Raw genomic sequence first — 18,945 nt, 5'->3', positions numbered from 1 at the left:
GAAACGGATTCGGTGCGCTCGCCGCGCGGCTACCGGACCGGTATGGCCGCGAAGCGTTTCAGGCTTGGGTCGATTGGGGCGGTATTGCGGTTATCCGTCATGTCACAAACGGCTTTAAGGTGCACGTCACGGACTCTCAAGGCTCCGCCGCGGAAACCGAGTTATCCTTAAGCGTACACGGGTATGGATGGGAGCCGGCCGCGGCGGGGATTATTCCTCGCCGAGCCGGCTCATCAGCCGTTTCATCTTCGATTCCGTATCGGACCCGACCGATGGCGTATACACGCTGCAGCGCAAGTCGGTACGGCCCTGCACCTGCATGGACGTGAGGTCGAACAACATTTTGCCCGCCTTCGCGTGACGAAATTCGATGAACACCTCTGGAGCCGAGCTGACATCGTTAATGTCCCATAACCTTCGAAACTCCCCGTTCTGCCCGCTCAGCCTCTCGATAAAATCGGCATACCATTTGTCGCCTACGTATTGGCCGTAATAGTAGCGGAATATGGCCAGAAACCCCCGTACGAAATCGTCCCAGTTCACCGCCAGAGCGCGCAGCTCCTTGCGGGTGAACAGCAGCCAGATCAGGTTGCGTTCCCCGGGCGGCACCTGCTCGAAATTCATAAAGACGGCCGCGGCGGCCCGGTTCCAGCCGACGATGTTGCATTTGCGGTCAGAGACGATCGTAGGACAGTAGCGAAGCTGACCGACGATTTGGCTAAGCGCGGGCGGCAGTCCCGGCTCGGGTTCGGGAGGCGGTGCCGCAGCCGGCTGCTCCAAGGCGAGCATATGCAAATATTTGCGCTCTTCCTCGTTGAATTGCAGGGCGAAAGCGATCCGGTCGAGCACTTGCGCGGACATTTTAATGTCCCGTCCCTGCTCGAGCCATGTGTACCAGGTCGTGCTGACGCCGGCGATCTGCGCCACTTCCTCCCGCCTAAGCCCCGGCGTTCTTCTCCGGCCTCCCGAAGGCAATCCGGCCGATTGCGGCTGAAGTCTGGCCCGGTGTGTCGTCAAAAATTCGGACAACGCCTGAAGTCTTTGGTCGCGGTTCATAACGTGCCTCCCGTGTATAGGTTATCCTAGCATCTATTATACTAGGATAACCTATAACTTGTAATAGGATAAATCCTGTGACATTCTATGGATAAGAGGTCGTGCAGCGGCCATCAGCCAATGCCGGCCGGTTCTACTCAGGAAGGAATGAGTGCGAATGAACAGCAATCGGGTAGTTATAACGGGAATGGGCGTCATCACACCGCTCGGTCTTACGGTGGATATGATGTGGTCGGCGATGCGGGCCGGCAAGTCGGCCATTTCCGCGATCGATACGTTTGACGTCTCTGCCTACAAGACGAAAATTGCCGGAATCATCCGTGATTTTGACGCGGACGAAACGATCGGCCGGAAGGAAGCGCGCCGGATGGACCGGTTCGTCCAATTCGCGGTAGCGGCCGCGAAGCAGGCGCTCGACGATGCGGCGATGTCGCTGGAGTCGGCCGACAAGGAAAGGATCGGGGTGTATATCGGCTCCGGAATCGGAGGCATCCGGACGATGCTGGACAATTACCGGACGCTGCTCGAGCGGGGGCCGGGAAGAGTGAGTCCGTCGGTCGTGCCGATGATGATTGCGAACATGGCGGCCGCGCAGGTCAGCATCCTGTACGGGCTGAAGGGACCGGTGCTGGCCCCGGTAACGGCATGCGCGACCGGCAATAACGCGATCGGCGAAGCGTTCCATCTCATTCGCCGCGGGGGAGCGGACGCCGTTATCGCCGGCGGAGCGGAAGCGACGCTCATTGATTTGGCGCTGGCCGGCTTCGGCAACGCGACTGCCATGTCGACGCGGAACGAAGAGCCGGAACGGGCCAGCCGGCCGTTCGACGCGGAGCGTGACGGGTTCGTAGCGTCTGAGGGGGCCGGCGTGCTCGTGCTGGAGTCGCTGGATCATGCGATACGGCGCGGTGCGCGAATCCACGCCGAGGTCGTCGGATACGGCTCCAGCTCCGACGCCTATCACGTCGTGGCGACCGATCCGGACGGCGATGGCGCTTTCCGGGCGATGCGGGAGACGCTTGCGGACGCGGGTTTGCGCCTGGAGGAAGTCGATGTGATCAGCGCCCACGCGACGAGCACGCCGCTCGGGGACCTGTCCGAGACGAGGGCGATCAAGCGACTGTTCGGCGCCGGAGCCGGACGGATTCCGGTAACTGCGAACAAATCGATGCTCGGCCATATGCTCGGCGCGGCGGGAGGCGTCGAAGCGGTCGCATTGGTGAAAATGATTCAGGACGGAATCATTCCGCCGACTCTGAATCTGGATCGTCCGGACCCGGAATGCGATCTCGATTACGTGCCGAACCGGGCGAGGGCTTGCGAGGTTCGGGTCGGCCTGTCGAATTCGTTCGGCTTCGGCGGGCATAATGCGGTGATCGCGATCCGCAAGTACGAGCGATAAACAGGCAAGCTTCGCGGGTGACAGCCGATTGGGAGGAGAGCCGAAACCTACGGCCGGGGTGTTCCAAGACGAACGCATTTTTTCGACAAGCCGGTCCGCCCCGCGTCCCCGCTCCCGCCGGCGGGCGACGACGAAGTTCCTTGGTGAGCGGTTTTGATCGGTTTGGGGGCAACTTCCTGCCATAACGCAGGAAGTTGAGGCTGTCGATTCATTGAGTAGAAGTGATAGCAGGGCGTTCCAAGTGAAAAGTTACCTTCTTCTGCTCAAACAGGTTGTCCACATTGAATCGACAGCCTCGAAGTTGCCCGTTCAGCCGTTATTTTGATGAGGATTCCTGCTTGTTGGCAGGCATTCGATTTTGAAGACCGCCAACTTTTTGCTTCTGCAGCGAGAAGAAGAAGGGGCGGCGTCCCACCGTATGCTTGACGGAAACGTCGACGAACGGGCAGAAAGATTTATTGCAACAAGTGTATTGACGTTCCTCTCCGAAACGTATATGATAGCAAGTAGCAACGTATTATGGTATGACCATCGTACATATTATAATCGTTCAAATTTTATCTCGAAGAAGTGGTCATACCATAGTACCAAAATTCAACGAAGCCTTTCAGGGAAGTCTGGGCCAACGGCTCGGGCACACCCCAACGGACCGTCATCGATTCGCCTCACAACCTCCGCTTTTGGCATGAACCCGTAAACGCAGCTAGAGATCGGCATCATCGCTTTGGAACCGGCTTACTGTCGGGACCTTTACTACGCCTGCAACGCCGCTGGCAAGCTCTGCAAATGGGATGCTTATCCGCAGAAAGGCTATTTTTCAAGGAAATGACAACGCTTACATTGTGCGTGGTCTTGAGTTCGCAAGCCAATAAACGAACAACCGGCGAGAGCTCAAATAGGCCGTTCGGGAAGCGAGCGTTCCCCCCCAGAACAGCGGCGGAGAAAGTATGGAGAGGAGGTGAACGAACCCCGGCTCAGGTCATACAGGAAGCAAATGCCTGAACCCGCTTGGGCGGCGATTCAGGGCTTGCGCGGATCGGAAGTTGCGTTCTCTTATTAGACTCAGGGGGTTTTACCGCAGTAACGGATGCCGACTCTTACCGAGGGCGGCCCCTTATGAACAGAAAGCATATTATTCATACCGGGAGGGTTTTCGTTTATGTTCAAGCAGCGTGTTATATCAGGTCTTGCAGTTATTGTCGCCGTTTCTTCGCTGGCAGCGTGCGGAGGGCAGAGTGCTCCGGCCAATCCGGGCAATTCCGGAGACGTCAAGGAAAACGTGCAGCCCAAGCCGAAGGAGCCTGTCGAAATCTCGATCTTCCATTACAACGGAACGTGGACGGAAGAACAGACGGCGAAAGTGTTTGCCGAACCGGTCACGAAAAAATATCCGCATATTAAGGTGAAAGCGATCGGTTACAAAAACGGGAAGCAGCTCGAGGAGATGGTGGTGAGCGGGACGCTGCCGGATCTGATCATGACAACCCCGGGTCCGGGCTTTGAAACGACGATCCGGAAATACGAATCGCAATTTGATTTGACTCCGCTCATCAAACAATATAATTACGACCTGAATCAACTGGACCCGGCCGCACTCGGGGTTGTCCGCAGTCTGTCGACGAAAAACGAAATTTTCAGCCTTCCGATTTACATGGCGCCTAACGTGCTCTACTACAACAAAACGATTTTCGATAAATTCGGCGTCGCTTACCCGAAGGACGGGATGACGTGGGACGACTTGTACGAGATGTCCAAGAAGCTGACCCGCAACGATAACGGAGTCCAGTACCGCGGCTTTCTGGCTTCGTACGTCCATTTGATGAGATTGAATCAAGTTTCGCAGAAACTGTTCGACAACACGGGGGAGAAGGCTGCCTTCGATACGAGCGAATTTAAAAACTACCTGAAAGACATTTTCCGGATCTTCGAGCTCCCCGGCTACGGAAACGATCAGAAGGTGCATGATACCAGCGTGCAGCTGTTCCTCAAAGAGCAAACCGTCGCGATGCTTGAACCGGGCGGCACGCTGCTTGGCGAAGAAACGCTTGCGGGACTCGGCAACAACTGGGATTTTACATCGTTCCCGTCGATGAAAGAGAAGCCGGGCGTCGGCTCCCAGGCGTATCCGTTCATCATCTCGATGTTTAATACGAGCAAGCACAAGGAGGCGGCCTTCGAGGCGATGGCTTATCTGACCTCGGCGGAATTCCAGACGGCGGCCGCGAAGCAAGGGAGCCTGCTGCCGGTCCTTAGCGACAAATCGAGCGTGAAGCTGTTCGGACAGGATTCGGCGTTTTACAAAGGCAAAAACGTCGGCGCCCTGCTGCCGAAACAATTTTCGCCGGTACCGGCGGAGCCGTTCTCGGAATATACCGCCAGCGCCCAGAACGAGCTGTACAACATTTTCAGAAAAGTCGTAACGGGTAAAGCCGACATCAATACGGCGTTCCGCGAAGCGACCGAAGCGGCCAACAAAAAGATCGAAGAGCTGAAAGCGGCAAAAAAATAAGCCAGGACAGTAAAGCGGAAAACGGGACTCGAGGACAGGGGCTTATGTACAGTCGCCTGTCCTTTCTTCTGTATCGATGCCGGATCAAAAAATAGGAATTGAGGTGCCCGCATGTTCTCTACCCATTGGCGCAAAACGATCAGCCTGCTGATCATCGTCTTCCTCCTCGCGGAAATGCTGCCTGTAGTCACATCTGGCGGAAACGGAAACTCCGCCATGGCCGCGCCGCCGGAAGGAAGCGAATTACGGTTCGCCGACGACGGTTCCAGCCTGCAGGCTGCGGGATGGAGCCGAAGAATTCCGCCCGAAGCCGGCGTATACATCATCGACTCGTCCCATTCGCTGGGCAATCCGAACCAGACCCCGACGAAGCCGGTGCAACCGGGGCAATACCTCCTGTACGGCGATCAGACGGCAAGCGCTGCATCGCGGTACACGACGATATCCAAAAAGATGCCGATCGGTCCGGGCGCATGGACGCTGGAGTTCTCGGCCAAGTTCGTCGATCTGATGAAGCCGGGCCAATCCCCTGTCTACCGCGGGATCAGCTTCGAAATTTTCGCAGCCGGCAAAGAGTACAAAATTACATTTAACGATACGAACAAAATTCTCGCGATGACGAATGCGTCGGGCGCGTATCTCCAGCAAGAAGCGGCTATGCCGGAAGATGACGCCTTTCATGGATGGGAGATCGCATACGATGGAAACTATACGGTGACGGTAAAGCTGGACGGACAACCGGTGGCAAGCTTCCCCAATATCGGGTTTCCCGTATCGGGGCGCGAGGACGAACTCGTTATATTGAACGCTCCGCTGAACTGGTTATCCGGTACGAACGAGGTGTACATCGATTCCTTGAATATGTATTCGCACGGACAATCGGTTCCGACCGACCTGTTAATCAACGACGACGCATCGTCCCTGGGCACTGCCGGCTGGTCCAGATCGCTCGCTCCGCTCCAGGGTTTGTACATAACCGATGCCGGGAACTCGCTGGGCAACCCGAACGGTATACAAATGAAAGCGGTTCCTGAAGGGCAGTATTTGTTTTACGGGGATCAGCAAGCGAGCGTTCAAGGGAAATACGTGCGACTATTGAAAACGGTGCCGATCGGCCCCGGACCGTGGACGCTGGAGTTTTCCGCCCGGTTCGTCGATCTGATGAAGCCTTCCGCCAACCATGCGGACCGAGGCATCTATTTTGACATATATGCCGCCGAGAAAAGGTACAAGATTACGTTTAACGATACGGACAAAATTATGGCCAACGCCTCGACCCAGAAACAGGTGCAAATGCCGCAGGACGATGCGTTCCACAAATGGGAAATCGTCTTTAACGGTTCGGATACGGTGTATGTCAAGCTGGACGGAATGATAGTCGCGACCTTCGTGCAGCCTGCGACATCCGCTGCGGGAATCTCCGACCGGATTCAGATCGCCAACGTGCCGCTCAACTGGGTGTCGGGGACAAACGAAATGTATCTCGACTACGTGAAGCTGTACAAGATGGCGATCGGCGACCCCGATCTGCTGATCGAGGACGATGCGTCCGGATTTCCGGCGGCCGGCTGGACGGCCGATCCTCCCGCTGCCGGAGCGTATTTTACCGATCATGAACAAACGAACGGTTCGGTCGAAGGGATGGAACCCGTAGAAGAAGGACGGTATTTATCTTACGCCGATTCGTCCACAGCAGGCGAAGCCCGGTTGTCGCAGGAAGCCGATATCGGGGCGGGGCCGTGGGCGCTCGTATTCGACGCGAGGATCGCTTCGCTCGTCCAGCCGGATACACCGTCAGCCGAACCGGGATTTCAGGCCGAAGTCGTCGCCGGCGGGAAGATATACCGGCTAGTCTTCAACGGCGGCAACAATCTGTATGTAAGCAAAGGCGACGGAACGTATGACCGGATCCAGACGAATTTAGTGTCCGATACGTATTTTGACAACTGGGGGATCGCCTACGATTTGCACGGCCGATTGCTCGTGACGCGCAACGGAAGCAAGCTCGGGATCTGGACCGGTTCCGGCGTGCCCGCTCAAGGGCCGGACCGGGTATCGTTTGTCAATCGGGCGTCGGAAGCCGCCGGGGAGACCACGGTATATCTCGACAGGATCAAGCTGAGCAAAAACAGGCTGCCGGTATGGGGTGAGTTTCAGCCGCTCATCGCAGGCGTGACGGTATTGCCGACATCGGATTCGGCGGAAATATCGGCTTCTGTCTCGATCTTCGACGCCGATCCGTTATGGTTTTCTACGAACAGGCTGACGGTTGAGGCCGAGCTGGTGCAGGACGGACAGGTCATGATGCAGACCGTGCAAGCTGTAAACGACCATACGGTGCCGCTTACGCTCGCAGCCGGCGGCCGGACCGGCTGGATGGATCTGGTGCTGAAACTCAAGGACGGCAACCAGGTGAAGAGTGAAGCTACGCAAAAGCTGGACGTATACTCGTCCGTCTCTCTGCTGCTGCCGGACGAGGAAGCGGAGGCGGTTCCCGGCGAAGTGTACGTATTCGACGATATAGACCAAGCCAAAGACGCGGCCGGTAAGTTCCCCTGGCAGGCCGGCTGGAAGCTGGCGAGTTACCAGTATGAGGGGCTCCCTAGCGGCGGACTGGCGATCGAGAGCACGAACGAAGCCGGGACGCTGGAGCTGCCGGTGAAGCTGAACGGCTGGTATGGCGTATACGTCGGCTATGTGACAGGAACGGAAGGATTGACCGTGTCGGTCGGCACCGGTTCCCGGCCGATCGTTCTGGACGGCGTTACGGCGGGAGAGCCATACGGCAGCAAAGCGATAGCGGAAGTGTTTGCACTTGCGTCGAACTTCAGCGGCGGTACGGTGTCGTTGTCTCCGATATCCGGCAAGCAGGCGAGAATTGCGTATGTGAAGCTGAAGGCGCTCACTCCGGAGGAGATCGCGCTGTATACGAAGCCTGATGAAGGAGCGGCGGGCAAACGTGTCATTTATAACAACGACGGCTACAGCGACTATTTTTCCGGCCAGTACGATACGGAGCAGAGCTTGCTGAACAATGCGGTCAATTTTTTCGAGGATCAGGACGTGAACTCCCTCTATTGGACGCTTGGCACGACGATGCTGATTTTGCGGGACAGCGAAGCGGCGGGCCGCCCGTATGCGAATCTGACTCCGCAGCAGGAGCAGACATTGATGCGCGACGGGGATAAGCGGGTCCGGGACGTCGTGCTCGGTTACATCGACGCGGGAAAAGATCCGCTTGCAATCGTGGCGAACCGGGCGGATGAACTCGGTATGGACGCGTTCGCTTCCTTACGGATGAGCGCTTTTTATAACCAGAATTCGTATCCATGGCTGAACGGGGCGCGGTACGACGAATTTGCCGGGAAAGGATATTTGCAGCGGAAAAGCGACGGCACGCCGGATATCCGGATGAGCTACGCGTACCCGGAGTTCAGGCAGTTCGTGATCGATGTGCTGAAGGAAGCCGCTTCGGTAACCGGCGGAGACGGCCGGAAGCTGGTGAAGGGCGTCGAGCTCGATTACAGCCGATATCCTTACGTGCTTGGCTTTGATCCCGTTCTGACCGATCCTTACTTCCAGCAATATGGCGTAAAACCGCAAGACGAGACGACGCCGGCCGGCCAGACCCGATGGAACCAGTTCAAGGCGGACGTGATGACCGGCTTTATGCGCGATGTGCGCCAGCAGCTGGCGGGCAGCCAAATATCGGTACGCATCCCTTATGACGTCTATTTCCAGTACGGTCTGGACATCGAGACTTGGGTTCAGGAAGATTTGATCGATCGTCTTGTCGTCAGCAATATCGGCCACGAGAACTTTTTTCCGGAGCTGGAGGCGTTCAGGCAGCTGACCGAGGGAACGGGGATCGAGCTGTACGGCAACATTAACGGAACGCTCTCCGGAAGCGATCTGACCCGGCAGCAGGAAGAGCTGATCAAACGCGGCATCCGGGTCGCGACCGGTCACGAGCAGGTGAGCAAGCAGCAGTATATGGAGCGGGCGCACCAATTATACGAGGCGGGTTACGACGGCGTCTATATATTCAACAATTGGAAAGGACGCGCGGCCGGCGGCCAATCGATACGGGGCGAGCTTGGGGACAAAGTGAAGGTGGAGAAATGGCATCAGCTCGCTTATCCCGCCGAGTGGATGCAAAACCTCGTCACCGTGATGCCCGCGGAGCCGCAAGACCGCATACCTCCGGAAATAACGGTTTCGCTGACAACGGGCGACGGCCGTCCCTACGCAAACGATACGTGGACGAACCAAAACGTCACCGCCCATGTGTATGCACAGGATGAGCTTAGCGGACTCGCTTCTCTGGAAGTTTCGCGGGACGGCGGGGTTACATGGAGCGTATACGGCGAGCCGGTCCGCTTCGATCCGAACGGGATTTTCGAGCTGGCCGTACGGGCGGCCGACGAAGCCGGGAATGTGGCGCTGGAGCGGCGGACGATCAAAATTTCCACGAACGGACTGGCGGTGCACGCGCTGCTCCGACAAGCCGACGGCACGCCGTACAACAGCGGCGAATGGACCCGTCATAGCGTAACGGCGGCCGTGTATGCGGAGCATCAGCAAGGACTGCGGGTAACGTCCGTCACTTATTCGCTCGATCAAGGGTTGTCGTGGCAGCCTTACACTGCTTCCAGCCCGCCGGTGTTCCATGAAGACGGGATTCATTCGATCCGGTTCCGGGCCGAGGACGAGGCGGGGAACAGGCTCGTGAATGAGCTGATCATCCGGATCGACCGTACGGCGCCGTCCGTCGAGCTGACCCCGAACGGCAGCGAGTTGTCCACCCGCCTTGCTTCCATAAAAGTGAATGTGACCGATCCGGGCAGCGGGTTGATGCCATCAAGCCTGTCTTACGCCTGGACACGGGACGAGAACGTTCCGGCTGCCGGGTGGAAGAAAGTGAACAACGGCAGGACGATTCGCAAGCTGTTACGGTCGGGCGACTGGTATCTTCATATCCGGGCAACAGACAAGCTGGGCAATCAGGCGGAGGTGCGCTCCAACCGGTTTCGTTTCTCCGAGCCTGTAAGCAGCAACGCGAATTTAAGCGGGATTCGGATTCTGGATAAAAAGGTGGCCGGGTTCAAACCGCAGGACACGAACTATACCGTCCACGTCGGGCGGCACGTCCAGCACATCACCCTAACGCCTGCGGCGCAATCCGGCGAAGCGGTCATCCGCGTGAAGGTCAACGACGGCGGCTACTCGGTCGTCCCGAGCGGAACCGCGAGTATGCCGGCTGCGTTGAAGAACGGGGCGAATCAAGTCACGATCCAGGTTACGGCCGAGGACGGCACGACCCTCAAAACGTACTCCGTGAAAGTGATCAAGGCGGGGCCTTATAGGCGGTGACGGAGCGGGTGTAACCTTAAAAAACTAGTAGGAATAGCAAAGGAGCTTCCCGTTCACAGGAAAGCTCTTTTGCTGCTTATTTAATTGTCTAGAAACCGTGGGGGAAGTTTGAAAAATAGGTCTGAAAACTAAGATGTCCATGCCCGCAGGGTGGCACGGTAGCAGGATGAAATGAACGGCGCTCGAAGTGAGTCAATGCGGCTACTGAAGGATAGTCGTGGCTCTTTGGAGTTTCATCCATCCGGATGCGAACACGGAAAATATAGACTAATTTATATTGTAGAAATAAAGAAATTCAGGGTTAAGTTTATTGTTGTTCGTAGTACTTATTGCATCTATCGTGGGATCAAGTGTTTATGCACAGAATCCAGATAACTCTGTAAAAGTTAATTTTTCTGATGGAAAAGCGATACATAATTACTTGAATGAAATAAGTCGAAATGTTACGTTGGATACAAGAAACATAGCAACTATAGATAAGAATGCAGCTAAAAAAGCAGGAGTATCAAATGAGGCGATTCTTGTCGCAGAAAAGTACTTCAATGCTCAAAATCAAATTATTATTAGAACTTTAAGCGGCGAGTCAATACTGGATATAGAAATTTCTGAAGAATTCAAAAACTATTTTCTCTCGCTGGCAACTGACAGAACCAACAATCAATCTGAATCTCTCGATTATAGCCCGAGAGGTGGAATTCTTACCTGTAGACCCGGAAATAACGAGGATCCTGACGATTGTCCAGCAAGAGAAGTCATGATTGCCAGCACAGATTTAACTTCAGCACAGAATTTTGCAACAAATAGCGGATATCATAGAACTGCTGCGTATGCGGGAGGAGGCGAAGCTGAAAATCCAGCTAGAGATTTTACAAAGTGTGTTGAATTTAAGGATTGTTTAAATTGTGTATTTAGAAATCAGATGGTAATTGCAACTAATACTGATGATACCTATAGGGTCATACGTCAAGAAAATGAGCCAAATCCTGAAATACATGCCTATTTCTGGCCGCATCCAGGTTGGGCTTTATATGTTGCCTGGTGGCATCAATACTATTGCTAATCAATCCCCCACCGAATCTGTGCGTGATACAAATTCCGCCCCCTTCGGTGGGGGAGTCCAACTATTTTAGAGGTGATCAGAATCTATCGGCTACTTGGGATTTTGCTAGTTTCCGTGCTGCTATTTGGCTGCACCGACTCCTCGCCACTAAAGTCGAAAACTGAACAAACATTGAATCGCGTCTTCCATACCCAGTTCGATTATTTGGATCTAGTTGAACTCTACAAAATTAACGATATTACTGGAGAAAGAGAGTTACGATACCAAACCACTGATTTGGAGAAGATTCAGAATATGATTGATGAACTGTCCATAGCTCAAGCAGATCCGAGCGATAAAGCAGAAATGCCAACGAAATATTGTCTAGTTTTTTTAACATCGGCAGAAGGGATGCCGTATAACAACAGGCAAAAGCGTGCGGAAATGAAAATACAGCAAGAAACAACGGAAGGAACAATCCTCGTTTACGAAAATAAAAGGTACTTATTGCCTGCAGATATAATGAAACGCATTATGACTATAATGGAGCCACGGTAACGATGCAGATTCAACAGGATTCGGAACGATCCTTCGGGGAGGCAGACGCGATATCCTACGTGTAAACTCAGTCTTAGTGTTTGAAGGTAAGTTGACGGCTTCTTTCTACTCGCAAGCCGAAGTTGCGTCACAACGAATGTTTCCTGCTAGCCGCTAGAGCCTCAATCGGACAACTCCAACCCTTTGTCCCAGTACTCTCTATTAGGGGAAAGTCAGTTAACCGATTGAAGCTGCAGATGATGTGTAGACATGCAACTGACCTTCGCGAGATGTTCATTCGGTAGGACAGTTCAAATTCGGCGCGCTTGACTTCCCGCACGTTTGCCTTTATAATATTTGAAAGTTCCATATCGATTACAGGCATGGAAGAGGAGCAGTAGTTTGATTCTCATTTTGCGCAGAGAGCCGGTGGTAGAGGTGCAAGCCGGTAAATGGGATGAACGAACTCGCCTCGGAGCCGACGGCATAACCCGGATCGCGCAGTTCCCCGTAACAAGGGTGCGGCGGGAAGGAAAGCCGGAACGTATCCCCGCGTTAAGGGGGAGAGTGGGCAACTGCCGAAGTACGGCAGAGGTCAACTAGGGTGGTACCACGGGAATTACAACCTCTCGTCCCTAGCGATAACGCTAGCGACGGGAGGTTTTTTGGTTTGTATAGGCCGGAGCGGGCAGTTCGGTACAGCAGAACGATCCTGCGTCGCCTACATAAGCGGCCCGGCAACGGTCACAATGAAGCATATCAAGGAGGAAGCGCTGATGACGCAAATCAACGAAACGTCCAATCAAACGCCAACCGGAACGCAAGGCTACAACCCGCTTGCGGTCGAACCGAAATGGCAGCAGTACTGGGATCGCAACAAAACGTTCAAGGTGCTCGAAAGTACGCAAAAGCCGAAGTTTTACGCGCTCGACATGTTCCCTTACCCGTCCGGGGCCGGGCTGCACGTCGGTCATCCGGAAGGGTATACGGCGACGGATATCGTCTCCCGCTACAAGCGGATGAGAGGGTACAACGTGCTCCATCCGATGGGCTGGGACGCGTTCGGTCTTCCTGCCGAGCAGCATGCGCTCGATACGGGCAAACACCCGCGCGACATTACGTTCGTTAATATCGACAACTTCCGCCGGCAGATTAAGTCGCTCGGCTTCTCGTACGACTGGGACCGCGAGCTCAGCACGACCGATCCGGATTATTACAAATGGACGCAGTGGATTTTCATACAATTGTACAAAAAAGGGCTTGCCTATGTAGCGGAAGTGCCGGTGAACTGGTGTCCGGCGCTCGGTACGGTGCTGGCGAACGAGGAAGTCATCGACGGGCTCAGCGAACGCGGCAACCATCCGGTCATCCGCAAGCCGATGCGCCAATGGGTGCTCAAAATTACCGAATACGCCGAACGGCTGCTCGAGGATCTCGAAGAGCTCGACTGGTCGGAAAGCATCAAGGATATGCAGCGCAACTGGATCGGCAAGTCGACCGGAGCCGAGGTAGTTTTCGAGATCGACGGTCATGCGGGCCGCAGCCTGACGGTGTTCACGACGCGTCCGGATACGCTGTTCGGAGCCACCTACTGTGTACTTGCTCCTGAGCATGAGCTGGTCGCTGCGATTATGACTGCGGATCAGTCTGCGGCGGTCAAAGCTTACCAGGACAAAGCGGCAACGAAGAGTGATCTGGAGCGCACCGATCTGGCGAAGGAAAAAACCGGCGTCTTCACGGGCGCGTATGCGATCAATCCGGTGAACGGAGCCAAGGTGCCGGTCTGGATCGCCGATTATGTGCTCGGCGGCTACGGTACCGGTGCGATTATGGCCGTTCCGGGACACGACCAGCGCGACTGGGAGTTCGCCAAGCAGTACGTGCTGCCGGTCATCGAGGTCGTGCAAGGCGGAGACGTATCGAAGGAAGCGTTCGCCGGCGACGGCGCGCATGTGAACTCCGGTCTGCTCGACGGCCTGGACAATGAACAGGCGATCGCCAAGATGATCGGATGGCTGGAAGCCGAAGGCAAAGGACAAGGCAAAGTGACGTACCGTCTGCGCGACTGGCTGTTCAGCCGTCAGCGTTACTGGGGCGAGCCGATTCCGATTCTGCATCTGGAAGACGGCACGATGAAGCCGGTGCCGGAAGATCAATTGCCGCTGCTGCTGCCGGAAGTGGATGAGATCCGTCCGTCCGGTACGGGAGAATCGCCGCTGGCGAACGTCACCGATTGGGTGAATACGGTCGATCCGGAGACGGGCAAACCGGCGAAGCGCGAGACGAACACGATGCCGCAATGGGCGGGAAGCTGCTGGTATTATTTGCGGTTTATCGACCCGCACAACAGCGAGCAGCTGTGTTCGCCGGAGAAGCAGAAGGAATGGCTGCCGGTCGATCTGTATATCGGCGGTGCGGAGCACGCGGTGCTTCATCTGCTGTACGCCCGCTTCTGGCATAAAGTATTGTACGACCTGGGCGTCGTCGCGACGAAGGAGCCGTTCTACAAGCTCGTTAACCAGGGGATGATCCTCGGCGAGAATATGGAGAAAATGAGCAAGTCGCGCGGCAACGTCGTCAATCCAGACGATATCGTCGGTCAATACGGCGCGGATACGCTCCGTCTGTATGAGATGTTCATGGGGCCGCTGGAAGCGACGAAGCCTTGGAACACGAACGGGGTGGAAGGCGCGTACCGGTTCCTGAACCGGATCTGGCGTTTGTTCGTAAACGAGGACGGCAGCCTGAATTCGAAAATCGGCGGTGCGGGAAGCGAGGCGTTCAACCGCACGTGGCACCGGACGATCAAGAAAGTAACCGAGGATTACGATGCGCTGCGCTTCAACACCGCGATCAGCCAGTTGATGATCTTCGTCAACGAAGCGTACAAAGCGGAGTCGCTGCCGGCGGAAGCGATGAACCACTTCGCGCAGATGCTGTCGCCGATCGCGCCGCATCTTGCGGAAGAGCTGTGGGAGCGTCTCGGCCATAACGAATCGATTACGTACGCCGAGTGGCCGGCTTACGACGAAGCGCTGACGGTCGACGACGAGGTCGAAATCGTCGTTCAAGTCAACGGCAAGATCGCCGACCGCGTCAAAATCGCGAGCGGTATCGACGAAGCGGCGATGCAGGAAATTGCATTTGGCCTGGATAAAGTAAAAGAAGCGACAAACGGCAAAACGGTACGCAAAGTGATTGCCGTGAAAGGCAAGCTCGTCAACATCGTTGTCGGCTAACCTCATAGCATAAGGACGGGATCGTGAAACGAACGGCCGGCCTTCGCCAGGGAACAAGCAGTTCCGTCAGGCGTTGGGCCGGCCGTTTAGTCTATGATGCTGCCGAAGAATAGTTGATCGATCTTCTCGACGTCTTCGTCGTATTTGGCATGGGTCGCTTGCAGCAGTCTGACGAAAGTCGTCTCCAGCTCCCGTTCCATCAGCTCGAGTCCCGCTTCGATGATGCCGCCGGGAACCGCTACCCGCTGCCTGAGCGATTCCGGCGTATAGCCGCCCTCGTTCAGCAGCTTGCCGGTGCCGAGCAGCGTCTCGGAGGCGAGCCGGGTCGCTTCTTCCCGGGGCATACCGGCGACCTGGACCGCGGCGTCGATCAGCTTTTGCACGAAATAGGCGAGAAAGGCCGGTCCGCAGCTGGAAATGTCCGAGGTGACGCGGGTATACGATTCGGCTACGCGAATCGGCTTGCTGATCGGGCTGAGCAGCCTTTCGAGAGAGGTGCGATCTTCTCCGTTCATCCGTTCCCCGTATATGCATAAGGCCGCTCCGCTTTGCACTTCATTCGTGATGCTGGGTATCACTTTGGCGACTTTGCAGGGCAGAGCGGATTCCAGATGCTTGAGCAGCACAGGGCTGGTGATGGAGATTACGATCTGGTCAGCCGTTATATAGGGTTTGATTTCGTCGATAACCGATTTGAAGGAGAGCGGCCTGACGCAGAGAAATACGAGATCGCAAGCTGCGGCGACCTCGCCGTTCGATCCGGCGGCCGTCAGTCCGGGGTAACGCGTGGCCAGCCGCACCGCTTTCTCGTGCGATCGGTTTGCCGCAACGACGGCAGACGGCCGGATCGCCCCGGATCGGATAAACGATTCGATTAGAACGGTTCCCATGCTGCCCGTTCCGATAAAACCAACCTTCATGGCGATATCCCTCCCGGAGAAGTAGACATTTCGGGTAAAAAGGCACGTTTCCGTAATAAAAACCGGGTTTCGGCATTTTTGCTTAAGAAGGCGGCCCGGCATACAGACATCTATACACGTTTTTCTATGTGTATGCGCGAGGTGTTGGCATTATGCGTCTCGTTCGGGACGATTTCGAATCCGTTTGAGATTGGAGAGGAGCTGTTTGCATGAACAAGCGTGCGACGAACAGAAACCAGTCGTTTTACGCCGTTGCGGTGGTATGGTCGATCCTGGCGCTGCTGCTGTGGACTGCGGATACGGTCGCGCAAGGACGCGGAATGCATGGAGCGGGCTGGACCGTACGCGGCGCGGAGCTGCTCGCTTTGTTTGCCGCGGTAGACGGAGAGCGGCAGCCCGCCGGAACGGCTCCGGAACCGGGGGGAGGAAAGGCGCAGGCAGGCGGAAGCGGCTCTGCGGCCGGGCACGCGGGCCAAGGCCCAGTCGCTGGCCCCGCCGCTCCGGGTGGGGCCGTTTCAGGCGGCGGGACTGAACCTGCGCCGCCGCCGGTTCCCGTATCCCCGCCCCCCGAGGGTGCGATCGACATCAACCGGGCTTCGGCTGCCGAGCTGCAGCAACTGCCCGGAATTGGTCCGTCCAAGGCGAAGGCGATCATCGACTACCGAACGGCCGGCGGCGGGTTCAAATCCCCGGAAGAACTGATGAAAGTAAAAGGAATCGGCGAGAAAACATTCGAACAGTTAAAGCCTCGTATTCATATAGGTAATTAATCCTGCATGTCCTTTCCATTTGACCAAAAATATGAGACAATATGGACGTTTACTATTAGGGCGAGTTCAAATAGTCCGGTTTTCAGCACCGAGAAGATGGGATGAAGCTAGGAAATGAGGAGCGGAGCGTAGTGAAGCTACGTGAGCACCGGAAGTTCCGGCTGAATTCCATATTCGATGTCGAGTAGGCTTCCTGTATCTGCTTCGTGATCAAAAGTGGACTTTTTGAACAACCTCTACAACCGGAAATCTAAAGGAGGAACCGTTTTCCCATGACTGAACAACGCAAGCTTGCTCTGGAAACGCTGGCCGTCCATGCCGGCCAGGAAATCGATCCGACGACACTATCCCGCGCGGTTCCGATTTATCAGACAACCTCGTACGGCTTCCGTGACACCGATCACGCGGCCAACCTGTTTGCCCTTAAAGAGTTCGGCAACATCTACACCCGTCTGATGAATCCGACTTCGGACGTATTCGAGAAGCGGATCGCAGCCTTGGAAGGCGGCGTCGGCGCCTTGTCGACTTCTTCCGGACAAGCCGCTATCACGTATGCGATTTTCAACATCGCCGGAGCGGGCGACGAGATCGTCTCCGCCAGCAGCCTGTATGGCGGCACGTACAACTTGTTCGCGATCACGCTGCCGAAGCTCGGCATTAACGTCAAGTTCGTCGATCCGAGCGATCCGGAAAACTTCCGCAAGGCGATCACGCCGAAGACGAAAGCGGTTTACGCCGAATCGATCGGCAATCCGAAAGGCGATATTCTCGACATCGAAGCAGTGGCGAAAGTGGCTCACGACAACGGCATTCCTCTTATCATAGACAATACGTTCCCGAGCCCGTACCTGCTTCGCCCGATCGAGCACGGAGCGGATATCGTCGTCCACTCGGCGACGAAGTTTATCGGCGGCCACGGCACATCGATCGGCGGCGTTATCGTCGACGGAGGCAATTTCAACTGGAAGGAAAGCGGCAAGTTCCCGGGCCTTACCGAGCCGGACCCGAGCTACCACGGCGTTGTTTATTGGGACGCGGTAGGACCGATTTCGTATATCATCAAAGCGCGCGTACAGCTGGCGCGGGATATCGGCGCCACAATCTCGCCGTTCAACTCGTTCCTGCTGCTGCAAGGGCTGGAGACGCTGCACCTGCGGATGGAGCGCCACAGCTCGAACGCGCTTGCGGTCGCCAAATTCCTGGAGACGCATCCGGCTGTCGACTGGGTCAGCTATACGGGCCTCGAGAGCCATCCGTCGTACGGCCTCGTATCCAAATATTTGCCGAAAGGCCAAGGCGCGATCCTGACGTTCGGCATCAAGGGCGGCGTGGAAGCCGGTCAGAAAGTCATCAACAACGTGAAGCTGTTCTCGCACCTGGCGAATGTCGGCGATTCCAAGTCGCTGATCATCCATCCGGCGAGCACGACTCACAGCCAGCTGGAAGGCGAAGAGCTGCTGTCGACCGGCGTTACTCCGGGCATGATCCGTCTGTCGGTCGGAACGGAAAATATCGACGACATCCTGTACGATCTGGATCAGGCGATTCGCGCCAGCCAAGCCTGATCGGAGGCGCCGGGCGATGAGCAGACGCAAAGACTGGGACACTTACTTCATGGATATCGCTTATATGGCATCCACCCGTTCGCAATGCAGCCGTAGACGCGTAGGCAGCGTGCTGGTCCAAGGCAAAAAGCTTCTCGGCTCCGCCTATAACGGCGCACCGATGGGAGTACCCGACTGCTCGGAAGCCGGCTGTATGCTGGTCGAAGAGTATGAAGTGAAGGTCGTTGACGGACGCGAGGAGATGGTGAAGAAGCAGCGGTGCATCCGGACGATTCACGCGGAGCAAAATCTGCTGCTGTTCACCGACCGGCACGACCGCGAAGGCTCGACGGTATACGTCACCGACCAGCCGTGCTGGACGTGCGCCAATATGCTCGCGAACAGCGGGATCGTCGAGATCGTGTATCACCGTCCATACCCGAAAGACCGGGAAAAAGTGACGGAGATGATGGTAACCAGAGGAATCCGCTTCCGGCAATTGGCCGACTATACGCCGCCGCCGGGCATTATCGACGAAGTGACGAATTAACGGATA

At 56.0% G+C, this 18,945-nt stretch carries 11 protein-coding genes and 1 other annotated feature; of the genes, 9 read left to right on the top strand and 2 right to left on the bottom strand.

All coding sequences use genetic code 11. The annotated features are described in order from the left end of the window. Window positions 1–210 precede the first annotated feature (210 nt). The gene (locus tag AC3Y2E_RS03815; RefSeq protein WP_379207319.1) at window positions 211–1,056 is read right to left on the bottom strand and encodes a helix-turn-helix transcriptional regulator; all 846 of its coding nucleotides are present in this window, start codon (window positions 1,054–1,056) and stop codon (window positions 211–213) included. Window positions 1,057–1,213: 157 nt separating this feature from the next. On the opposite strand from AC3Y2E_RS03815, the gene fabF reads away from it, so the two are divergent. The 6 genes from fabF to leuS all read left to right on the top strand — a co-directional run bounded on the left by fabF (window position 1,214) and on the right by leuS (window position 15,155). Then, entirely contained in the window at window positions 1,214–2,458 is a 1,245-nt protein-coding gene (fabF, locus tag AC3Y2E_RS03810) for a beta-ketoacyl-ACP synthase II (RefSeq protein ID WP_379207317.1), read from the top strand. 1,159 nt (window positions 2,459–3,617) lie between these two features. After that, a complete protein-coding gene (locus AC3Y2E_RS03805) occupies window positions 3,618–4,967 on the top strand; it encodes an ABC transporter substrate-binding protein (RefSeq protein WP_379207315.1) in 1,350 nt (449 codons plus the stop codon). A gap of 111 nt (window positions 4,968–5,078) precedes the next feature. Next, entirely contained in the window at window positions 5,079–10,340 is a 5,262-nt protein-coding gene (locus tag AC3Y2E_RS03800; RefSeq protein ID WP_379207313.1) for an OmpL47-type beta-barrel domain-containing protein, read from the top strand. 313 nt (window positions 10,341–10,653) lie between these two features. Then, window positions 10,654–11,400 carry a hypothetical protein gene (locus AC3Y2E_RS03795; protein WP_379207311.1) on the top strand — a complete coding sequence of 249 codons (747 nt, stop codon included), beginning with the start codon at window positions 10,654–10,656 and terminating at the stop codon, window positions 11,398–11,400. 294 nt (window positions 11,401–11,694) lie between these two features. Continuing rightward, window positions 11,695–11,937 (top strand): hypothetical protein, encoded by a 243-nt coding sequence (locus AC3Y2E_RS03790; RefSeq protein WP_379207309.1) that lies wholly within the window; start codon window positions 11,695–11,697, stop codon window positions 11,935–11,937. A gap of 354 nt (window positions 11,938–12,291) precedes the next feature. Beyond that, window positions 12,292–12,556 (top strand) — a binding site (T-box leader). 136 nt (window positions 12,557–12,692) lie between these two features. Continuing rightward, entirely contained in the window at window positions 12,693–15,155 is a 2,463-nt protein-coding gene (leuS, locus tag AC3Y2E_RS03785) for a leucine--tRNA ligase (protein WP_379207307.1), read from the top strand. An 86-nt stretch (window positions 15,156–15,241) separates the two neighbouring features. On the opposite strand, the gene comER is transcribed toward leuS, so the two are convergent. Further along, window positions 15,242–16,075: a late competence protein ComER gene (gene comER, locus AC3Y2E_RS03780; protein ID WP_379207304.1), complete on the bottom strand. Its 834-nt coding sequence runs from the start codon at window positions 16,073–16,075 to the stop codon at window positions 15,242–15,244. 209 nt (window positions 16,076–16,284) lie between these two features. On the opposite strand from comER, the gene AC3Y2E_RS03775 reads away from it, so the two are divergent. The 3 genes from AC3Y2E_RS03775 (at window position 16,285) to AC3Y2E_RS03765 (ending at window position 18,939) form a co-directional block, all read left to right on the top strand. Continuing rightward, window positions 16,285–16,845, top strand: coding sequence for a ComEA family DNA-binding protein (locus AC3Y2E_RS03775; RefSeq protein WP_379207302.1), 561 nt, complete (start codon window positions 16,285–16,287; stop codon window positions 16,843–16,845). A gap of 272 nt (window positions 16,846–17,117) precedes the next feature. Then, window positions 17,118–18,410, top strand: a complete 1,293-nt coding sequence (locus AC3Y2E_RS03770; protein WP_379207300.1) for a homocysteine synthase — start codon at window positions 17,118–17,120, stop codon at window positions 18,408–18,410. Between the two features lie 16 nt (window positions 18,411–18,426). After that, entirely contained in the window at window positions 18,427–18,939 is a 513-nt protein-coding gene (locus tag AC3Y2E_RS03765) for a deoxycytidylate deaminase (RefSeq protein ID WP_190929499.1), read from the top strand. Window positions 18,940–18,945: the final 6 nt, after the last annotated feature.

The sequence above is a fragment of the Paenibacillus sp. MAH-35 genome, from assembly GCF_058135425.1.
The sequence above is the reverse complement of the archived record's forward strand: the minus strand, read 5'-3'. Positions and strand labels throughout refer to the sequence as shown.

Bases quoted from the DNA above. Each gene is read 5' to 3' on its own strand.
- AC3Y2E_RS03815 (WP_379207319.1), bottom strand. From the start codon at position 1,056: ATGAACCGCGACCAAAGACTTCAGGCGTTGTCCGAATTTTTGACGACA.
- fabF (WP_379207317.1), top strand. From the start codon at position 1,214: ATGAACAGCAATCGGGTAGTTATAACGGGAATGGGCGTCATCACACCG.
- AC3Y2E_RS03805 (WP_379207315.1), top strand. From the start codon at position 3,618: ATGTTCAAGCAGCGTGTTATATCAGGTCTTGCAGTTATTGTCGCCGTT.
- AC3Y2E_RS03800 (WP_379207313.1), top strand. From the start codon at position 5,079: ATGTTCTCTACCCATTGGCGCAAAACGATCAGCCTGCTGATCATCGTC.
- AC3Y2E_RS03790 (WP_379207309.1), top strand. From the start codon at position 11,695: ATGATTGATGAACTGTCCATAGCTCAAGCAGATCCGAGCGATAAAGCA.
- leuS (WP_379207307.1), top strand. From the start codon at position 12,693: ATGACGCAAATCAACGAAACGTCCAATCAAACGCCAACCGGAACGCAA.
- comER (WP_379207304.1), bottom strand. From the start codon at position 16,075: ATGAAGGTTGGTTTTATCGGAACGGGCAGCATGGGAACCGTTCTAATC.
- AC3Y2E_RS03775 (WP_379207302.1), top strand. From the start codon at position 16,285: ATGAACAAGCGTGCGACGAACAGAAACCAGTCGTTTTACGCCGTTGCG.
- AC3Y2E_RS03770 (WP_379207300.1), top strand. From the start codon at position 17,118: ATGACTGAACAACGCAAGCTTGCTCTGGAAACGCTGGCCGTCCATGCC.
- AC3Y2E_RS03765 (WP_190929499.1), top strand. From the start codon at position 18,427: ATGAGCAGACGCAAAGACTGGGACACTTACTTCATGGATATCGCTTAT.